General features: G+C 37.2%; 16 protein-coding genes. All 16 read right to left on the bottom strand.

Translation table 11 applies throughout. From position 1 onward, the window contains the following. Positions 1-77: 77 nt before the first annotated feature. The gene (holA, locus tag P7D84_RS04280; RefSeq protein WP_311805179.1) at positions 78-1106 is read right to left on the bottom strand and encodes a DNA polymerase III subunit delta; all 1029 of its coding nucleotides are present in this window, start codon (positions 1104-1106) and stop codon (positions 78-80) included. A 114-nt stretch (positions 1107-1220) separates the two neighbouring features. Further along, a complete protein-coding gene (locus tag P7D84_RS04275; protein WP_311805178.1) occupies positions 1221-3470 on the bottom strand; it encodes a DNA internalization-related competence protein ComEC/Rec2 in 2250 nt (749 codons plus the stop codon). Then, positions 3445-3936, bottom strand: coding sequence for a ComE operon protein 2 (locus P7D84_RS04270; protein WP_137603307.1), 492 nt, complete (start codon positions 3934-3936; stop codon positions 3445-3447). Before P7D84_RS04270 ends, P7D84_RS04275 begins: the two co-directional genes overlap by 26 nt. Positions 3937-3960: 24 nt before the next feature. Continuing rightward, positions 3961-4548, bottom strand: a complete 588-nt coding sequence (locus P7D84_RS04265; protein ID WP_311805177.1) for a helix-hairpin-helix domain-containing protein — start codon at positions 4546-4548, stop codon at positions 3961-3963. A gap of 70 nt (positions 4549-4618) precedes the next feature. Next, positions 4619-5662 carry a SepM family pheromone-processing serine protease gene (locus P7D84_RS04260; protein ID WP_376716912.1) on the bottom strand — a complete coding sequence of 348 codons (1044 nt, stop codon included), beginning with the start codon at positions 5660-5662 and terminating at the stop codon, positions 4619-4621. After that, entirely contained in the window at positions 5652-6146 is a 495-nt protein-coding gene (coaD, locus tag P7D84_RS04255) for a pantetheine-phosphate adenylyltransferase (RefSeq protein ID WP_311805175.1), read from the bottom strand. Before coaD ends, P7D84_RS04260 begins: the two co-directional genes overlap by 11 nt. Position 6147: 1 nt before the next feature. Then, a complete protein-coding gene (gene rsmD / locus P7D84_RS04250; RefSeq protein ID WP_311805174.1) occupies positions 6148-6744 on the bottom strand; it encodes a 16S rRNA (guanine(966)-N(2))-methyltransferase RsmD in 597 nt (198 codons plus the stop codon). An 80-nt stretch (positions 6745-6824) separates the two neighbouring features. Continuing rightward, positions 6825-7172, bottom strand: coding sequence for a YlbG family protein (locus P7D84_RS04245; RefSeq protein ID WP_170999765.1), 348 nt, complete (start codon positions 7170-7172; stop codon positions 6825-6827). Next, positions 7159-7584 (bottom strand): YlbF/YmcA family competence regulator, encoded by a 426-nt coding sequence (locus P7D84_RS04240; RefSeq protein ID WP_137603313.1) that lies wholly within the window; start codon positions 7582-7584, stop codon positions 7159-7161. Before P7D84_RS04240 ends, P7D84_RS04245 begins: the two co-directional genes overlap by 14 nt. A gap of 1 nt (position 7585) precedes the next feature. Further along, positions 7586-8692 (bottom strand): CAP-associated domain-containing protein, encoded by a 1107-nt coding sequence (locus tag P7D84_RS04235; RefSeq protein ID WP_311805172.1) that lies wholly within the window; start codon positions 8690-8692, stop codon positions 7586-7588. A 49-nt stretch (positions 8693-8741) separates the two neighbouring features. Beyond that, entirely contained in the window at positions 8742-12164 is a 3423-nt protein-coding gene (locus tag P7D84_RS04230; protein ID WP_311805170.1) for a pyruvate carboxylase, read from the bottom strand. A 5-nt stretch (positions 12165-12169) separates the two neighbouring features. Then, complete coding sequence (locus P7D84_RS04225) at positions 12170-13360, bottom strand: FtsW/RodA/SpoVE family cell cycle protein (protein ID WP_137603316.1); 1191 nt, start codon at positions 13358-13360, stop codon at positions 12170-12172. A 3-nt stretch (positions 13361-13363) separates the two neighbouring features. Continuing rightward, positions 13364-13666 (bottom strand): Fpa/YlaN family protein, encoded by a 303-nt coding sequence (locus tag P7D84_RS04220; RefSeq protein WP_137603317.1) that lies wholly within the window; start codon positions 13664-13666, stop codon positions 13364-13366. Between the two features lie 314 nt (positions 13667-13980). Continuing rightward, positions 13981-15819, bottom strand: coding sequence for a translational GTPase TypA (typA, locus tag P7D84_RS04215; protein ID WP_137603318.1), 1839 nt, complete (start codon positions 15817-15819; stop codon positions 13981-13983). A 110-nt stretch (positions 15820-15929) separates the two neighbouring features. Then, positions 15930-16694 carry an inositol monophosphatase family protein gene (locus tag P7D84_RS04210; protein ID WP_311805168.1) on the bottom strand — a complete coding sequence of 255 codons (765 nt, stop codon included), beginning with the start codon at positions 16692-16694 and terminating at the stop codon, positions 15930-15932. Positions 16695-16754: 60 nt separating this feature from the next. Continuing rightward, on the bottom strand, positions 16755-17036 hold the full coding sequence (locus tag P7D84_RS04205) for a UPF0223 family protein (protein WP_137603320.1): 282 nt from the start codon (positions 17034-17036) through the stop codon (positions 16755-16757). Positions 17037-17367: the final 331 nt, after the last annotated feature.

The following is a 17367-nucleotide window of genomic DNA, read 5'->3' as shown; positions in this document are numbered from 1 at the left end:
TTTGATAATTAAAAAAAACTGACTGATGAAATGATTCATCAATCAGTCTTTTTGTTCGTTATTAAATAGAAAGCTAGCTATTTTTTGATTTTTTCTGTTGTTTTCAAAATAAATAGTTGGAAGTTTAGCTCTTTGTCTGCTTGACCGGTCTTTACTTCATAGTCATTTTCGACTAGCTCATCATACATCGATACTAATAAATCTAGAGGAAATTTTGCAACTTGTTGTAGAGCCAACTTCACTCGATAAGGATGCACGCCTAATGTTTCAGCAATGTTTGCTTGTTGGTACCCGATTTTTTGTAACAATTTTGTTTGTAAGAGTAGGCGGATCTGACCAATCAAAATAGCCGTCAATTTGATCGTTTCTTCGCCTTGCAAATGCAATTCTTTATACGTTTGATACGCTTTTGCTGTATCACCTTTTAGAATTTGTTCGGTCAGTTCGAAAATATTGTGCTCCAACGTTTTAGGAACTAGATCTTGAACCAATTGAAGCGTGATAGTCCCTTCAGATCCTGCCAACAACAATAATTTCTCCAGTTCATTCATAGCTTTTGATAAATCATAATCTGTTAATCGCAAAAACAGATCAAAGGCTTCTTTTGAAATTTTTACGTTCTCATTGCTGATGTATCGCTGTAAAAAATTCCGCAAGTCACGTTCTTGTAATGCTGCAGCGTCGATAGTTGTCGTTTTTTTCAACGCCTTCGTAATTTTTTTGCGGGCATCGAGTTTTGGATAACTTGCCCAGAAAACAATAATCGACGTATCTAATGGGTGTTTTAAATAGTCTATCAACCCATCAGTGTCTTGTTCTGGAACATTATTTTTCTTTTCTCCAGTCAAAAAATAGGGCTTTTCAACAAAAATCAACCGATAATCTCCAAAAAATGGCAATGTCTCTGCTTCATCGATTACCGCGCCTAAGCTATTTTCTTCCATATCAAAAGCCATGAAGTTCAATTCTTCTAAATCATCTTTTTTCATTCGATCAAAAAAAGCTTGGCGAATCTCTTGAATTAAATAGTCTTCTGTTCCAGTCACAAGATAGACTGGCTTTAAGGGGGAATTTCTAATTTGTTGAAGTGCTTCTTGTGTATTCATTCAGGTACTCCTAATTCGATAGTAAGAATTAAAAAAATAGGTATTTCGCAGATATCATCACTGATCATTTTTATAAAATGATCTACGATATCCTGACTACTCATGCTACCACGATTAATCCAGAAAATCTATTAGGACTTTTATTCTCCCTCGTTTTGTTATTGCTGACCATTCATAATAAACCATTCCTTGGCGGTCTGTCCGAAAAACATTTACTTGGTACTTTTCTAATTTCAGTAAAGTTTCTTCTGTAGGGTGACCATAGCGGTTCTTTTTTCCTACAGAAATAATTGCATAGTTAGGCTGAAGATTTTTCAACAGTTCATCTCCAGTTGACGTATTACTGCCGTGGTGGCCAATTTTTAAAAAATCAGTTTTTAACTGTGGATAATTTTTCAATAACTCCGTTTCTCCGGATACTTCCAAATCACCAGTCAATAAAAAACGTTGCTGATTCAAGCAAAAATAAGTAACCAAGGAATCATTATTAGTTCCTTGACTTTTTTGAGGTGAAAGAATCTGCATTTTTAACCGTCTTCCGATTGTATCCCCTTTTTTTACCAACTGGATATTAGTCTCATTTAGTTCATTCAAATATTTCTTTAATCCTAGCTGTGATCCTTCTGCTAAATAGAGATTGCTCACCTTAATTTTTTTCAATACATGGATTAACTCCCCTATATGATCGGAATCGTTATGGGTAATCAGCAAATGGTCGATTTTGCTGCATCCAAGTGATTTTAATAAAGGCAAAAGATTATAATCAGACACCTGATTTGTTTGTCGAATTTGCCATTTTTGTTGTTTGAAATTCAAGCGTCCTCCTGTATCAATCAAAAAGGTCTCCTGTTTGAAAGGTAATTTGATAAAAATACTATCGCCTTGACCAACGTCAATAAAAGCAATCATACCGCTAGCTGAGTAAGGCGTCGCAGTTAATAGCACCAGCGCACCACCTAAAAGCCAATAACATTTTTGCTGATTTTTTAGCCGATCGAAACTTAGAAAAACGAGGAACAAAAGAAGTAAAAAAACAATAAAAATCGGTTTTCCAATCGTTATATTGGCGGCTGTCATTTGCCCCAAGCTCTTTTCTATTAATTGAAAAAAATGATCTAACAAACTATTGAAAAGATCCGGAATAGGCAAAAAACAGCCTAGAAAAAGCAAGATACATCCTGGTAGAATAATCCATTCAAAAAGTGGAAATGCTAGCAACGTCAATAATCCGCCAAGGATACTCCATTCACTGAAATGATAAACTAACATAGGCAATGAAAGAAATGAGAATAAGAAGATTCGTTGCCAATTTTTGAGGTGCAGATCATTTAGATATAGTAATACTATCGCAAAATACAAACTCAGCTGAGCTGCGACTGACCAAAATAATAGCGGAAAACAGAGGAACATCAAGAACAAGATGATACTCCATTGATCGAGCTTAGCCAGTCGCAGCTCAAAGGTCAAACAAATAAAGGTGATCAGAAAACTTAATACTGCTCGGATTGTACTAAAACTTTCACCTGTTACATAAATCAATGCAATCCCCAAAATGCTTAATAAACCAAGTCGTATTTTTCTAGTCAAACCGAACCTTTTTAATAATAGATGGAACATCCCTAAATAAAATTGGATATGTAAACCGGATAAAGTAAAGAGATGGAGCAGTCCGGTCATCTTGTAAGCAGCCGTGTATTCTGAAAACCATTCATCTTTATAGCCAATCACTATCGCTTTGACATAACTAGCAACCCTTTGAGAGTAACGCTGGTCGATTTTCCAGATCAAATATCGTCGAAAGTCTTTCAATGTCTTTTTTCTGTGTTTAAAAACTTCTAGTGATTGTACATAGATTTTTTGGCTGATACCTAAACTTTGGTAATACTTTTTTTCATCAAAGCCATTTAAGTTTCTAGCATTTGTGAATTTTTCTGATTCACCGCTGATTAAAACCAGCGTCGGCAACTCTTTATTTTGCCAGACAGCTTTTTCTACAGGAGATTGCAACTTGTAGTACATTAAGTATTTCTTATTTTGTATTTGCCCTATCCCTTTTAACAAGTTGCCATCCACTTTTACAGTATCTGCTTGAATCGATACTAATTGATTGGCAAGTTTTTTTTCGCTGCCTATTAAATCGTTGACATAAAAATAGGTTCGCGGTATTAAAAAAAGACTGCACAAAAAGACCAGCATCAATAGCTTGTAATTTTTCATGCAGATAATCCGAATCAGCAAAATATTCAATAGCATAACGTTCCATAAAGCAGGCTGATAAATCAAACTTGCTAATAAAACAGCGGCTAAGATCGGTAAGACCAATAATTGCGGATAGAACCTATCCTTTAGGTAATGCGGCAGCATCTTCTCCTAATTGTAATTTGGTGAAGTATTTACTTTCTAAATGAACTTGATGGGCACTGGCTCCCACTTGATTGATCAATTCAATCGCATAAGGATCATTTCGATAATCTTTCAAATAATGAATTTTTTTGATCCCTGCTTGCAATAAAGCTTTCGTACATGCCAAACAAGGAAAATGTGTAACATACACTTCTGCTTGATCAGTAGCAATCCCTAGTTTTGCACATTGTAATAAGGCATTCATTTCGGCATGAATCGTCCGTAGACAATGCCCATCTACAACGTAGCAACCTTCATCGATACAATGGACATCGCCGCTGACTGAGCCGTTATAGCCTCCTGCAATGATTCTTTTGTCACGAACAATCGTTGCCCCTACTTCTAATCGTGCACAAGTGCTTCGTAAAGATAATAATACCGCCTGCGCCATAAAATACTGATCCCAAGGGATTCTTTTCATCATCAAATTCTTCCTCTCTTTTGAACTCTCTTATATTGTAATCGAGTCTTTCAGATTTTCAAGCGTCTTTTCGCCAATACCAGTTACTTTGGTCAAATCCTCTATCGCTTGAAAGCTGCCGTTTTCTTCGCGATATTTAACAATGTCTGCCGCACGTTTTTCACCGATCCCTGATAATTGCTGTAATTCATCCACATCTGCTGTATTGATATTGATTTTCTCGATGGTTTTTGCTGCTGTTTCTTTGTTTGGCGCCTCGTGACTAACAGAAACTTCTTCTCCGATTCTTGGCACATAAATGATCTCTTGATCAGCCAATAATTTGGAAAAATTCATTTGATTCTGATCTGCTTCTGCTGTGAACCCTCCAGCTAGATCTATCACATCCATTAAACGCATCCCCGGATTGATTCGATACATCCCGGCTTTATTCACTGCACCCTTTACATCAACATACCATTCACTACTAGATTGTTCAGTTTCTTGAACACTGCTCTGAGTAGTAAAGACCATCGGTTCGGCTTCTTCCGGCTCATTTTGAACAAATAAAAATAAAATGAGCACTGTAATCAATGGTACCGCAAACAAGTATGGGTATTTCTTCAAATACTCTCTCATAGCTCCCTCCTTATCTTCAATATACGCAAAAAGAGTGATCATCATTGCTGATGATCACTCTTTTTCTGAATTATTTCATTTTTGCTAAATAATCCAATGCATCTTGTACCGTTTTAACTGGTACGATTTTCATATTAGTTTTCAATTTTTTAGCTGCTACTTTGGCTTCTTCATAATTTGATTTGATTCCTGGTTGAATTTTTTGCATCTCTTTTGTAATCTCGTCATCAGGGGCAAAAAATATTTGATTTTTGCTTGCTGCCGCACTAGCAACTTTTTTATCGATTCCGCCGATTCGACCAACTTCTCCATCAGAATTGATCGTTCCTGTCCCAGCGATTTTTTTACCATGACGCAAATCTTTACCAAGCAGCTGTTCATAAATCTCTAGGGTAAACATTAAACCCGCTGATGGACCGCCGATATCTCCTGCGTCTATTTTTACTTTATCTTGGGAATCAATCTCAGTATGATCGGTCAACGTAATCCCAATACCTGGTTTTTTATCCGTTGGCAGCTGAATTAATTTTTCCGTTGCCTCTTTCGTTTCATCGTTATGAATATAAGTTACTTTCATTTTTTGTCCAATTTTTTGCGCCTTCACATATTTCATGAAGTCTTCGCTACTAGTAAACGACTTATCATCCGCTTTTGTTACGGTATCACCTACACTGATCTTGCCGTAAAAATTCGAATTTTTTTCAACACCTAAGACATAAACACCTTGATAGTTCATTTCATAAGGTTTGTTTGCTAATTTTAATGCTTGTTCAATCGCAAAGTTTTGTGAGGTTTCCATGTTGAATTTTTGTATTTGTAAGTATTCATCGTCGCTGGCACCACCGGTCAAATCCTCTTCAGAAATAATCTCATGAAATGGGTCAACTTTAGATTTTAAGGCTGTAAAAATCGTTGCCTGCCGAATACCTACCGAAGTCAAACTAAACGATCCTTTATGTTTGTCTTTTTGATCATTGACCGTAATCAGTTCTTTTAAATTGATCGTCTCCCCAGGTTCTTCGATATAATACGGGATTGGAACAACCACACAGGCAACGATTACTAGTGCTAAGAAGGCAACTAGCAATCGTTTGAAAAGTTTATTATTTTTCACTATTCTCACGCTTCTCTTCCAATACCCGATAAACTGCCTCAGGTAAATATTCTTTAATATCTCCGTTAAAAGTCCACACTTCTTTTAAGATCGATGAGCTAATGTGACTGTATTTCGGTTCAGCTAATAAAAAGACTGTCTCTAATTCTTGATCCAAATGATGATTCATCAAGGCAATCTCTTTTTCATATTCATAATCTTTGATACTGCGAATACCACGCAATAAAAAATTGGCACCGATTTTTTTTGCCACATTGACGGTCAAATCATTTTCTTGAGCGACTACACGTACATTTGGGATATGTTTTACAGATTCCTGTACGATCGTAAGTTTTTCTTCTGAGGTAAAATAACTCTTTTTATTAGTATTTACGAAAACGCCAATAATCAATTCATCAAATAATTTTGCGCCTCGTTCAATCGTATCTAAATGCCCCATTGTCAATGGATCAAAACTACCAGGGAAAAGTGCGATTCGTTTCATCCTAATCCTCCCAATCATAAATTGTTATAGCAGTAATACCATAATCTTGCCGTTTACGCTCGTTTAATTGACCAATCACTTTTGGCAAGACGACTGTTTTATCCGTTTCACAGACAACTATAGAACGGGTACTCAGTAATCCATTTTGTATTAATAATTCAATTTGCTTGACGATCTCTTGTTTTGCGTAAGGCGGGTCCAAAAGTACAAGATCAAATTGTTCCTTGCTGTCTGTCAATTGCTGAATGGCTTGATTTGCTGGCATTTTCATCAATTGAAAAGCCGATTCTGTTTTAGTCATAGCGACATTTTCACGAATGATCTCCATTGCTTTAAAATTTTTCTCTACTAGTACGGCACGCTCGATTCCTCGTGAAACAGCTTCGATTCCTAATGATCCGCTACCAGAAAATAAATCTAATGCGACCCCTCCATCGAAATAAGGGCCAATCATATTAAAAATTGCTCCTTTTACTTTATCTGTAGTTGGTCGGGTGTTATTTCCTGTTAATGTTTTTAACTTTCGTCCACCAAATTCACCTGCGACTACCCGCATGGTTTGCTTGCCCCTTTCTGCTTGCTTTTTGTTATAGTTCATTAAATTTATTTTTTATTATCAAATAAAAAGATGAAAAATGTTTGAATAAATCAGACATTTTTCACCTTATCTCGATTGACTTAAACTGTTTCAGCTAAGCGAATCTCTGTATTGGCTTCTACTACATCCAACTCATCATCATCTTTTACTTGATAAGCAGCTTTTGTTCCGATCCGATCCGCAAAATTCATTTCGATATCTGGTCGATAAGACCGTTCAACTTGACGAACAAAATGGAGTGTCCGCAATTTTTCTTCTGTTTCATCTGCCATTTCTTCGTTCACATACAATACGACATATTTCATCTTTCTTGAAACAAAATGAACCAAGCCATATCGTTTCAAGGTTTTCAATTGTTTCAAGGAATATACCCAAACAATCATTCCTCGTCTTTTTTGTATGACAAAATCAGTATTATCCATGACAATTCCCCTCACAACTATGATTCTTTGTTTCAAAAAAAGGATTTCCCGCATCAACTTTGATCTCTGAAGAAACTGTCTGTGCCAAACATTGACTAATCTCATCCAATAATTGTTGAAGATCCGTTTCCGCTACACGAAAGGACGCTACTTTCTCATTCAAGTCAAGGGCACGTTTGCTTGCGCGGACTTTACGCTGTTGCATGCGATAATCAGGTGCGTATTTCCCATATTCAGCAATTCGTTCAAATTTATCCTTTTCACTTTGAAAAGTTCTCTTAAGTTCTGCTACTTCTGTACAGTCGTTCATCTGTTTTTTTTTCTGTAGATAGATATTATAGCTTTGACTCGCTAAAATCGCTTGGATCAACACCTGATTCTGATCTTCCAGTTGAAAAAAAGCTTCATTAATAATCAATCTATTCACTATCCTTTGTTTTTTCTGACTCTTGTAACAAGACTAGCACATTTTCTTGATCAATTGCAACGCCAAGTTCTGATGCTGGTGCATCAATAACTTTGTTCAAATGATCTTGACTGATCCAGTTAAACAAATTAAATAATGGATCGATAGTCGGCGAGTAGAAGAACCCCTCTGTGTAATCGATGTCGTCACGTTTTGCTAATTCATTAAACTCTGCTGGGGACAACTCAAAAGCTAAATTGCTCAAATGGGCTTCTTGATCCATTTGCCATTCTTCCAGGCGGTCATTGGTCAACACTTTTTTAGGGGTTGTTAAAAAACTTTTTAACAACTTTTCACTGTCATCTGTTACATGCTCTCCTGTTGTGAAACTTGGCTGTTTATACAAATTACGATAACGATTTATCGCTTCGATTAATCGTGATTGTTTTTGTCGATTTAAAAGTTCCCAATCAAGACTGCTTTCCTGTACACGATTAGCTAAAGGATTGCCGCTATTAATTTGATAGGGCATCAACCGTAAAAGGTTTTCTAGATCCAGATAGACTGCACCGATCATTTTTTCATTTTCTCCGTTAAAAAAAACCATCGCAAACGTCCGATTATCAAATGCTACTAAAGGGCGGAAACGCATATCATTTTCACTCAACTCAATCGCTACAGGCTCTTCATCATAATTTAAGGCAAAGTTAGCAGATAAATTGATCTGATCTGAAAATTGACTGCTAGTCATGCCGAATTTAAACGGCGTGATCTCAGTTTTTTTTGCCATCACCTTGATTACACTAACTTTTCCTGCCTCTACATTGACTTCTAAGATTCCTTGATCAAAGGCATAATTGCGTGTTTCAAAAAAGAAGCCGCTATTTTCTACTTTTATTGGCTCACCAAACGTTTTTTCAAAGTTTTCGATTGGTTGCAAAATATAATTGGCAAATCCTTCCGCTTTGATTGTCTGATGTTTCAATGCTTTATGATGGACAATTTGATTGGTCTGATTGACTGGAATCTTTTTTTGTGTTGGCGGAAAGAGGACCGGCTGCAAATAGTAACCAATCAAAACTAAAAATAGAATACTTAGAAAACCGATCACTCTTTTCACACGACTTCCCTCCAATCATAGCTATTCAAGAACTTCTTGATGATTAATCTTATTTTTCTTTTACTTCAATCAATAAATCTCCAGAAGCGATGCTTTCGCCTTCTTCTACATATAAATGAGAAACTTTTCCAGCAAAACGGGCATCGATCGACGTTTCCATCTTCATTGCCTCAGTAATTAGTAACGGTTGCCCTTTTTCTACATAATCACCTTTTTTGACTAAAACTTTCAAGACAGAACCAGTCATTGTCGCACCGATTTGTTCACGATTAGTTGGTTCAACTTTACGTTTTGTTTGGACTGCACTCTTGATTGAAGCATCTTTGATAACAATCTCACGACGTTGACCATTCAAGTTAAAGAACAAGGTACGATTTCCTTCGACATCTGCTTCACCGATCTCATCTAAACGAATAATCAATATTTTCCCTTTTTCGATCTGGACATTGATTGTTTCACCAAGACGCATCCCAGAAAAGAACGTTGGTGTATCCAACAATGTAACGTCTGCAAACTGTTCATATGCTTTTTGATAATCTAAAAATACTTGCGGATACATCAAGTAGCTTAAAACATCTGTTTTACTTGGTTCAAAACCAATCAATTCTTGCAGTTCTTGTTTTACTTTTTCAAAATCAACTGGTTCAGCAAATTTCCCAGGGCGTTCTGTCATAGCTGGTCGTCCGTGTAAAATAATCTGCTGTAATTTTTCAGGGAACCCGCCAACTGGCTGACCTAGTTCTCCTTGGAAGAAACTTATCACTGAATCAGGGTAACTTAATTCCTCACCACGATCATAGATATCTTGTTCAGTCAGATTATTTTGGACCATAAATAATGCCATGTCTCCCACAACTTTCGAAGATGGAGTAACTTTTACGATATCTCCGAACATCAGATTAACTAATCGATACATGTCTTTGATTTCATCCCATTTATCGCCTAGTCCAACTGCTTTAGCTTGCTGTTGTAGATTTGAGTACTGTCCACCTGGCATTTCGTGATCATAGACCTCTGTTTGAGCTGCTACGATTCCATTTTCAAAACTTGCATAATAAGGACGAACATCTTCCCAGTAATGGTTTAATTGGCGAACATTTTTCAAATTCACTTTCGGTGTTCGGTCGCCATATTGCAATGCGTAATACAAGCTACTGATACTTGGTTGACTCGTTGCTCCACTCATTGCACTCGTTGCAACATCAACGATGTCTACACCCGCTTTGACAGCCGCAGAAAGTGTAATAATCCCATTTCCAGCTGTGTCATGTGTATGCAGATGAATTGGTAGATCCGTTGTTTCTTTTAACTCACTGATTAAACGGAAAGCAGCTTGCGGTTTCAACAAGCCGGCCATATCTTTGATTGCAATCATATGAGCCCCGATTGCTTCTAATTCTTTGGCCATCTCTTTGTAGTATTGAACATTATATTTTGTTCGATTTGGATCTAAGATATCGCCAGTATAACAAATAGTTCCCTCAGCGATCTTTCCAGCATCACGAACGTATTGAATACTCTTTTCCATTTGCGGAATCCAGTTCAAGCTGTCAAAGATTCGGAAAACATCAATCCCATTATGTGCCGCTTCTTTGATAAATTCTTCCAATACATTGTCTGGATAATTTGAATAACCGACTGCATTGGAACCACGGAAAAGCATTTGCAATAACGTATTAGGCATTGCTTTACGCAATAATTTTAGGCGTTTCCAAGGATTTTCAGTCAAGAAACGATATGCGACGTCAAATGTCGCTCCCCCCCACATCTCACTTGAGAACAATTCAGGGATTCCTTCGCCAGTTGCTTGCGCTATATTTAGCAAGTCATGTGTTCGAACACGAGTAGCTAACAAACTTTGATGAGCATCACGGAAAGTCGTATCCGTCAATAAAACAGATTCTTGTTTTTTGACCCACTTAGCTACTGCCTCGGGACCGTCTTGATCCAAAATATTTTTTGCAGTAATCATTGGATTTTGTTCAACTTTAGGTAAACGAGGTGTTTCAAAATAGCGTTTTTCTTGTTTTTCGATACCCGGGAAACCATTGACCGTAATCTCAGAAATATACCGCATCGTTTTGTTTCCGCGATCTCGGATGCGAGGAAATTCAAATAGTTCGGGTGTGTTGTCAATAAATGTTGTTTTGGCATCCCCACTTTGGAAAACAGGATGACTAATGACGTTATGCATAAACGGAATATTTGTTTTTACACCGCGAATACGAAATTCAATCAGGCAGCGTTGCATTTTTTCAATTGCTTGATCGAAACTCAAGGCATACGTACATACTTTTACTAATAATGAATCAAAATAAGGCGTTACCGTTGCGCCAGCATAGGCGTTACCAACATCTAGACGCACCCCAAAACCACCTGGGGAACGATACGTATCGATTTTACCTGTATCAGGCATAAAACCATTCAATGGGTCTTCTGTCGTTATACGACACTGGATAGCTGCTCCAGAGACATGAATGTCTTCTTGTTTAGGTAGTCCAATCTCAGTGTGTAAATCTTGCCCTTGAGCAATCATTAATTGTGAAGTAACAATATCAATCCCCGTAATCAGCTCAGTAATCGTATGTTCTACTTGCACTCGTGGATTTACTTCAATAAAGTAAAAATTATCGCCTTCAACTAAAAATTCAACGGTTCCGGCATTGACATACCCTACATGTTTCATCAACTGAACAGCAGCCTGACAGATTTTTTCCCGTTGCTCTGTATTTAAAGAGATACAAGGGGCAACTTCAACGACTTTTTGATGGCGACGTTGAACTGAACAGTCACGTTCGAATAAATGGATGACGTTGCCATGAGTATCCCCTAAGATCTGCACCTCGATATGTTTAGGATTGGCAACATATTTTTCAACATAAATCTCATCGTTACCAAAAGCTGCTTTAGCTTCACTTTTAGCTCGATCATAGCCTTCGCGTGCTTCTTTTTCATCGTGAGCGACCCGCATACCACGCCCGCCGCCGCCTAAAGCAGCTTTGATCATGATTGGATATCCATGTGATTCAGCAAATTCTAAGACACCTTCGATTGTATCAACCGGACCATCAGAACCAGGAATTGACGGAATCCCAGCTTCTAATGCTGCAGCTTTGGCCTTGATTTTATCACCAAAAATATCTAAATGGTGCAATTCTGGACCTACAAAAATAAGTCCTTCTTCACGACACCGTTTAGCAAATTCTAAGTTTTCTGAGAGGAAACCATAGCCTGGATGAATCGCATCTACTTCTGCTTCTTTAGCTACCCGAATAATGTCTTCAATATCTAAATAAGCATCAATCGGTTTTTTCCCTTTACCGACTAAATATGCTTCATCTGATTTAAAACGATGAACGGAATACTGATCTTCTTCTGCAAAGATCGCTACCGTTTTAATGTTTAATTCGCTACATGCGCGAAAGACGCGTGTTGCAATTTCTCCTCTATTTGCTACCAATACTTTTTTCATACACTTTACTCCTGACTTTTTAAGTATTCATACTCGATTGCCAATTTCGTGCGCTTTTCATCTGCACTGATATTTAGTGCAAAGGCCACCCCAACGGACAATACAAGTAAGCTATTTCCTCCTTGACTCAAAAATGGGAACGTGATCCCGGTCAATGGAATAATTCCTAAAATACCACCAAGATTAATAAAAACTTGTAATAACAACAAACTTCCAATACCGATACAAATCAATGAATTGAAAGGTTTTTTTGAACGAATCCCAACCAAGTAGATCCGCGCAATCATAAAAATCAAAATTGCTAAAATTATTAAAGCACCGATCAAACCGACTTCTTCTATGACGATAGAAAAAATAAAGTCTGTATGAGCTTCACTTAAAAATCCTTTTTTTTCGATACTATTCCCTAATCCACGACCAAACCAGCCGCCGTTAAACATCGCATAATACCCATTGACCATTTGATGGCCTTGATCCAACTCATATTTGAAAGGATTTTTAAAACTTTCAAAACGGCTGACGATGTACTGCAGTTTCTCTGGAAGAATCGCTGAGCCAAAACGAGTCAAAAATTCAATCGCAAGAAAACTACCAACGATACCTACTCCGCCTACAATCAGGCTGATGACCCAATTAATCCCACTAGCTAAAAGCAAAACCAATGCCAACAATGTAATGATTGCAGCATTTCCCATGTCAGGCTGTACTGCTACCAAAAAGATCATAGCAAAAACTAAGATCAATGGACGTTTGATATCGGTGACAAAATTATCTTGAATCGTTTCTTGACGTTTGGACAAAATATAAGAAAGATACCAAACAACCATAATTTTTAAATACTCTGCCGGCTGCATACTAAAAGAACCGATCCGAATCCAACCTTTGGCTCCGTTGACTTCATCTCCAATAAAAAAGACAACAATCAACAGCGCAAAAATGAAATAAGTCGCAACGATAATTAATTGCTGACTTTTCAATACGTCTGTTTTCATCTTGTACATCAAACTAATCATGATTAAACTTAAGACCCAAAAGATTCCTTGGTTCATCACCAAACTCGCTGGGTTCGCATCATTTGTAATCAATAAATAGGAAGTTGAACTATATACAAAAATCAAGCCGATTACGGTCAAAATCAAATATGGAATCAAAATACTATAATCTAAAAAGTGACGTTTTTTTATCTTACTAGGCAACGGCTAAGCCTCCCAGCCGGTATCCGTCAGATCCTGACGAGTTTCGTACAAATCTGTATATAAACGATTCAACTCGGCTTCTAATTCACTAAGCATTCGTTGCCCTTCGCCTTGCTTCAAGATCCCTACCTTTTCAGCAAAAAAGACTTGACGTGAGAAGCCATACATTTGTGTATCAACGACTTCTTCAAAAGCTTTACATTGAGAGATACACAAACTATTTGTTTGATTCCGAATCAACAGTTTGATTCGATCAGCATCCTCTTGCAACACCTTAATGGCAAAATCAGAAGAAATATTTTCCATTTTGCTTCCCTCCTATCTTGATTTCAACATTATAACATAGAAAAAAATCAAAAAGGAAAAAAAAACGTGAGACTAAGCTTTTTCTAAACTCTTCGTTCGGATTTTGACTTTTACACAGCTTACGAAATATTACATATAGATTACAAACAAGAAATCTTAACTGAAAACGCGAAAAATCAATTCTTTTATTCAGACATCCTGTGAAACAAATGTCAAATATGAAACATAACAGTTTTTTATCATTTAAAAATGTTCGCATTATGTTTAAAAAAATGAAAAAAAAGACTACACCGATGAAGTGTAGTCTTAAACGATTATTCAGCTACTTTACGTTTTTTCGCTGCTTTTTCACGTTCTGATTTGTTCAAGATTTGTTTACGCAGACGGATGGTTTCTGGCGTGATTTCGCAGTATTCATCGTCATTTAAGAATTCTAAAGATTCTTCTAAAGTCAAGATCCGTGGTTTTTTGATCACTGACGTTTGGTCTTTGTTAGCTGAACGAACGTTGGTCATTTGTTTTGCTTTTGTGATATTGACACCTAAGTCTTTATCACGGCTGTTTTCACCAACAATCATTCCTTCATAAATTTCTGTTCCTGGTTCAACGAAGACAGTTCCACGTTCTTCAACGCTCATGATTGAGTACATCGTTGCTTTACCTGCATCAACAGAAACTAGTGCACCATTACGACGTCCGCCAATTACGCTTTGAATCACTGGTAAGTATTGATCGAAGGTGTGGCTCATGATTCCGTACCCACGAGTCATTGATAAGAATTCAGTCGTAAATCCTAATAGACCACGAGCAGGCGCTAAGAAGACCAAACGAATTTGTCCGTTACCAGAATGGACCATGTCTTGCATTTCTGCTTTACGTTGACCTAATGCTTCGATCACGCTTCCCATGTATTCTTCAGGTGTGTCGATTTGAACTCGTTCGAACGGTTCGCATTTTACACCGTCTACGATTTTTTCGATAACTTCTGGACGTGATACTTGTAATTCATAGCCTTCACGACGCATATTTTCAATCAAGATTGATAAATGCAATTCTCCACGGCCTGAAACAGTCCAAGCATCTGGTGAATCAGTTTGTTCAACACGCAGTGAAACGTCTGTATGCAATTCTGACATCAATCGTTCTTCGATCTTACGAGATGTCACATATTTTCCTTCGCGACCAGCAAATGGTGAATTGTTAACTAAGAAAGTCATTTGCAAGGTTGGTTCATCGATGTGTAATACTGGTAATGCTTCTTGGTGATCGATAGGTGTGACTGTCTCTCCAACGAAGATATCTTCCATACCAGAAACAGCAATCAAGTCGCCGGCTTGTGCTTCTTGGACTTCCAAACGTTGTAAACCGAAGAAACCAAATATTTTTGTTACACGGAAGTTTTTAATCGAACCATCAAGTTTCATAACTGATACTTGGTCGCCGACTTTCATTTTTCCGCGGAACACACGACCAATCCCAATACGTCCAACATAGTCATTATAATCTAATAATGATACTTGGAATTGTAGTGGTTCATCGCTATTATCAACTGGTGCAGGAATCTTTTCGATAATCGTATCGAAGATTGGTACCATTGTTGATTCTTGTGACGTTGGATCATCTGATAGACTAGAAGTTCCGTTGATTGCTGAAGCATATACAACTGGGAAATCTAATTGATCATCATCCGCACCTAGTTCGATAAACAATTCTAAGACTTCGTCCACAACTTCTTCTGGACGAGCAGAAGGTTTATCGATTTTATTTACGACTACGATTGGTGTTAAATGTTGTTCCAATGCTTTTTTCAAAACAAAACGTGTTTGAGGCATCGTTCCTTCATAAGCATCGACAACTAATAATACACCATCAACCATTTTCATGATCCGCTCAACTTCGCCACCAAAATCGGCATGCCCAGGAGTGTCCATAATGTTGATTTTATAATCTTTATAGTTTACGGCTGTATTTTTTGCTAAGATCGTGATTCCACGTTCTTTTTCTAATGCATTTGAATCCATTGCCCGTTCTTGTAACTGAACATGGCTATCAAGGGTATCTGATTGTTTTAACATTTCATCAACTAAAGTTGTTTTACCATGGTCAACGTGGGCGATAATAGCCACGTTGCGGATATCTTCTCTGTATTTCAATTTAATTGCTCCTTTTCTTGTAGCGCGAGACTCACTCGATTGACAATTATAACAGAAAAACCGCGAGAGTGTTAGTAAAACATTTTCATTTTTTCAGAAAAATAATTTTTTTAATGTTTTCCCTTGTGAAATGCTTGGATATCGGTCATCGTTGCTTGTGTTCCACCAATAAAAAACTCACGTTTACGAAAAGTCAACGGCTGTTTATCCGCTCCCCACGATGGCATGCCTAACTGATCCATCATAATTTTACCTGCGGCATAGTCCCAGGGACTCAGCACGCTGACATAGCCAATTTGAGTCCCTTTAATCATGGAAATAAATTCCAGACCCGCACAACCTAAAATACGGATGCCCATCGAGGTATTTCCAATCTCTTGTGCGTGATACAGATTTTGCCGATACAATGCTGCATTCATTCCAATCAAACCTTGACTTAAATGTTTATTTTCTGGAGCCGAGATTTCTTTCTTATTAAAAAAGACCTTGCCGACTTTTGCCCCACCCCAAAAAAGTTCATCTCGCATAACATCATAAATAAAACCTAACTGACCTACGCCATCTTCATAGACAGCAATCATGATACAAAAATTTTCTTGTTGCATGACAAAGTTCAATGTCCCATCAATCGGATCAATTACAAAAACACGCCCGCAATCAATAGCTGTTTGATCTAATCCATTCTCTTCACCTAAAATTTTTGCTGTTGGATCATAAGCTTTGATCTTTTCAACTAAAAAATTTTGTACCTCTTTATCCACATTTGTCACTAAATCCGTTCGACCATTTTTTTGATCCACCTTCAGCGCCTCACCCAAACCTGTTTTGATTTTCTCGGCTGCTTCGTAGATCCAACTAATAATCTCTTTTTCCACTAAGATCTCCCCCTGACTCATGACCACTCGCTTGAACAAATCCGACTATTTTTGACATATTTATGAATCCATTGACATTTTGAATCGTTTGCCAGTAGCAGATTTAGCTCGTTGTACCGTATGATAGATCGAATACCCGCTGACTTCTTGAAATTTTCGTCCAATTCGCTTTTCTTCACCAATACTTTTAATGACAGTTTTAAATTTTTTATAACCAGCTAAAAACGCTGCATTTTCTACCCCGGTTTCATTTGCTTCCTCAACTAAATTAAAAAAATCAATAACTATCGCGATTTCTTCATGTGTCCAATCTTCTTCAATCGGATAACTATAATTTGCCATTTCTCTACACCTCACTTGAAAACAGTTTACCATAGATTCAGAAAAGCTTTGATCAAAAGCTGTTCATATTTTTTTGCTCACAAACTAAACTTAATTCTCTTGTTCACCCTAGCATTCAACGGTCTATCAGATTTATACCAAATTTATCAAAAATTATGTTTCAGTATAAAAATACAATTAACATACGACAAAAAGAGCTCTTTTAATGATTTCCAATGATTATTATCTAAAGAACTAGGATTTATTTTATAATCTCTTAATTGTCAAATTAAGTTAGACAAATCATCAATACTTACGTAACTCAAAAATACTTCCAAAGGTGTTCGATAAT

Source organism: Enterococcus dongliensis (genome assembly GCF_031927985.1).
Classification (GTDB): Bacteria; Bacillota; Bacilli; order Lactobacillales; family Enterococcaceae; genus Enterococcus_A; species Enterococcus_A dongliensis.
The sequence above is the reverse complement of the archived record's forward strand: the minus strand, read 5'-3'. Positions and strand labels throughout refer to the sequence as shown.

Excerpts from the sequence above, each read along its gene's own strand:
- holA (WP_311805179.1), bottom strand. The coding sequence starts at position 1,106 with ATGAATACACAAGAAGCACTTCAACAAATTAGAAATTCCCCCTTAAAG.
- P7D84_RS04275 (WP_311805178.1), bottom strand. The coding sequence starts at position 3,470 with ATGCTGCCGCATTACCTAAAGGATAGGTTCTATCCGCAATTATTGGTC.
- P7D84_RS04265 (WP_311805177.1), bottom strand. The coding sequence starts at position 4,548 with ATGAGAGAGTATTTGAAGAAATACCCATACTTGTTTGCGGTACCATTG.
- coaD (WP_311805175.1), bottom strand. The coding sequence starts at position 6,146 with ATGAAACGAATCGCACTTTTCCCTGGTAGTTTTGATCCATTGACAATG.
- rsmD (WP_311805174.1), bottom strand. The coding sequence starts at position 6,744 with ATGAACTATAACAAAAAGCAAGCAGAAAGGGGCAAGCAAACCATGCGG.
- P7D84_RS04230 (WP_311805170.1), bottom strand. The coding sequence starts at position 12,164 with ATGAAAAAAGTATTGGTAGCAAATAGAGGAGAAATTGCAACACGCGTC.
- P7D84_RS04220 (WP_137603317.1), bottom strand. The coding sequence starts at position 13,666 with ATGGAAAATATTTCTTCTGATTTTGCCATTAAGGTGTTGCAAGAGGAT.
- P7D84_RS04205 (WP_137603320.1), bottom strand. The coding sequence starts at position 17,036 with ATGGCAAATTATAGTTATCCGATTGAAGAAGATTGGACACATGAAGAA.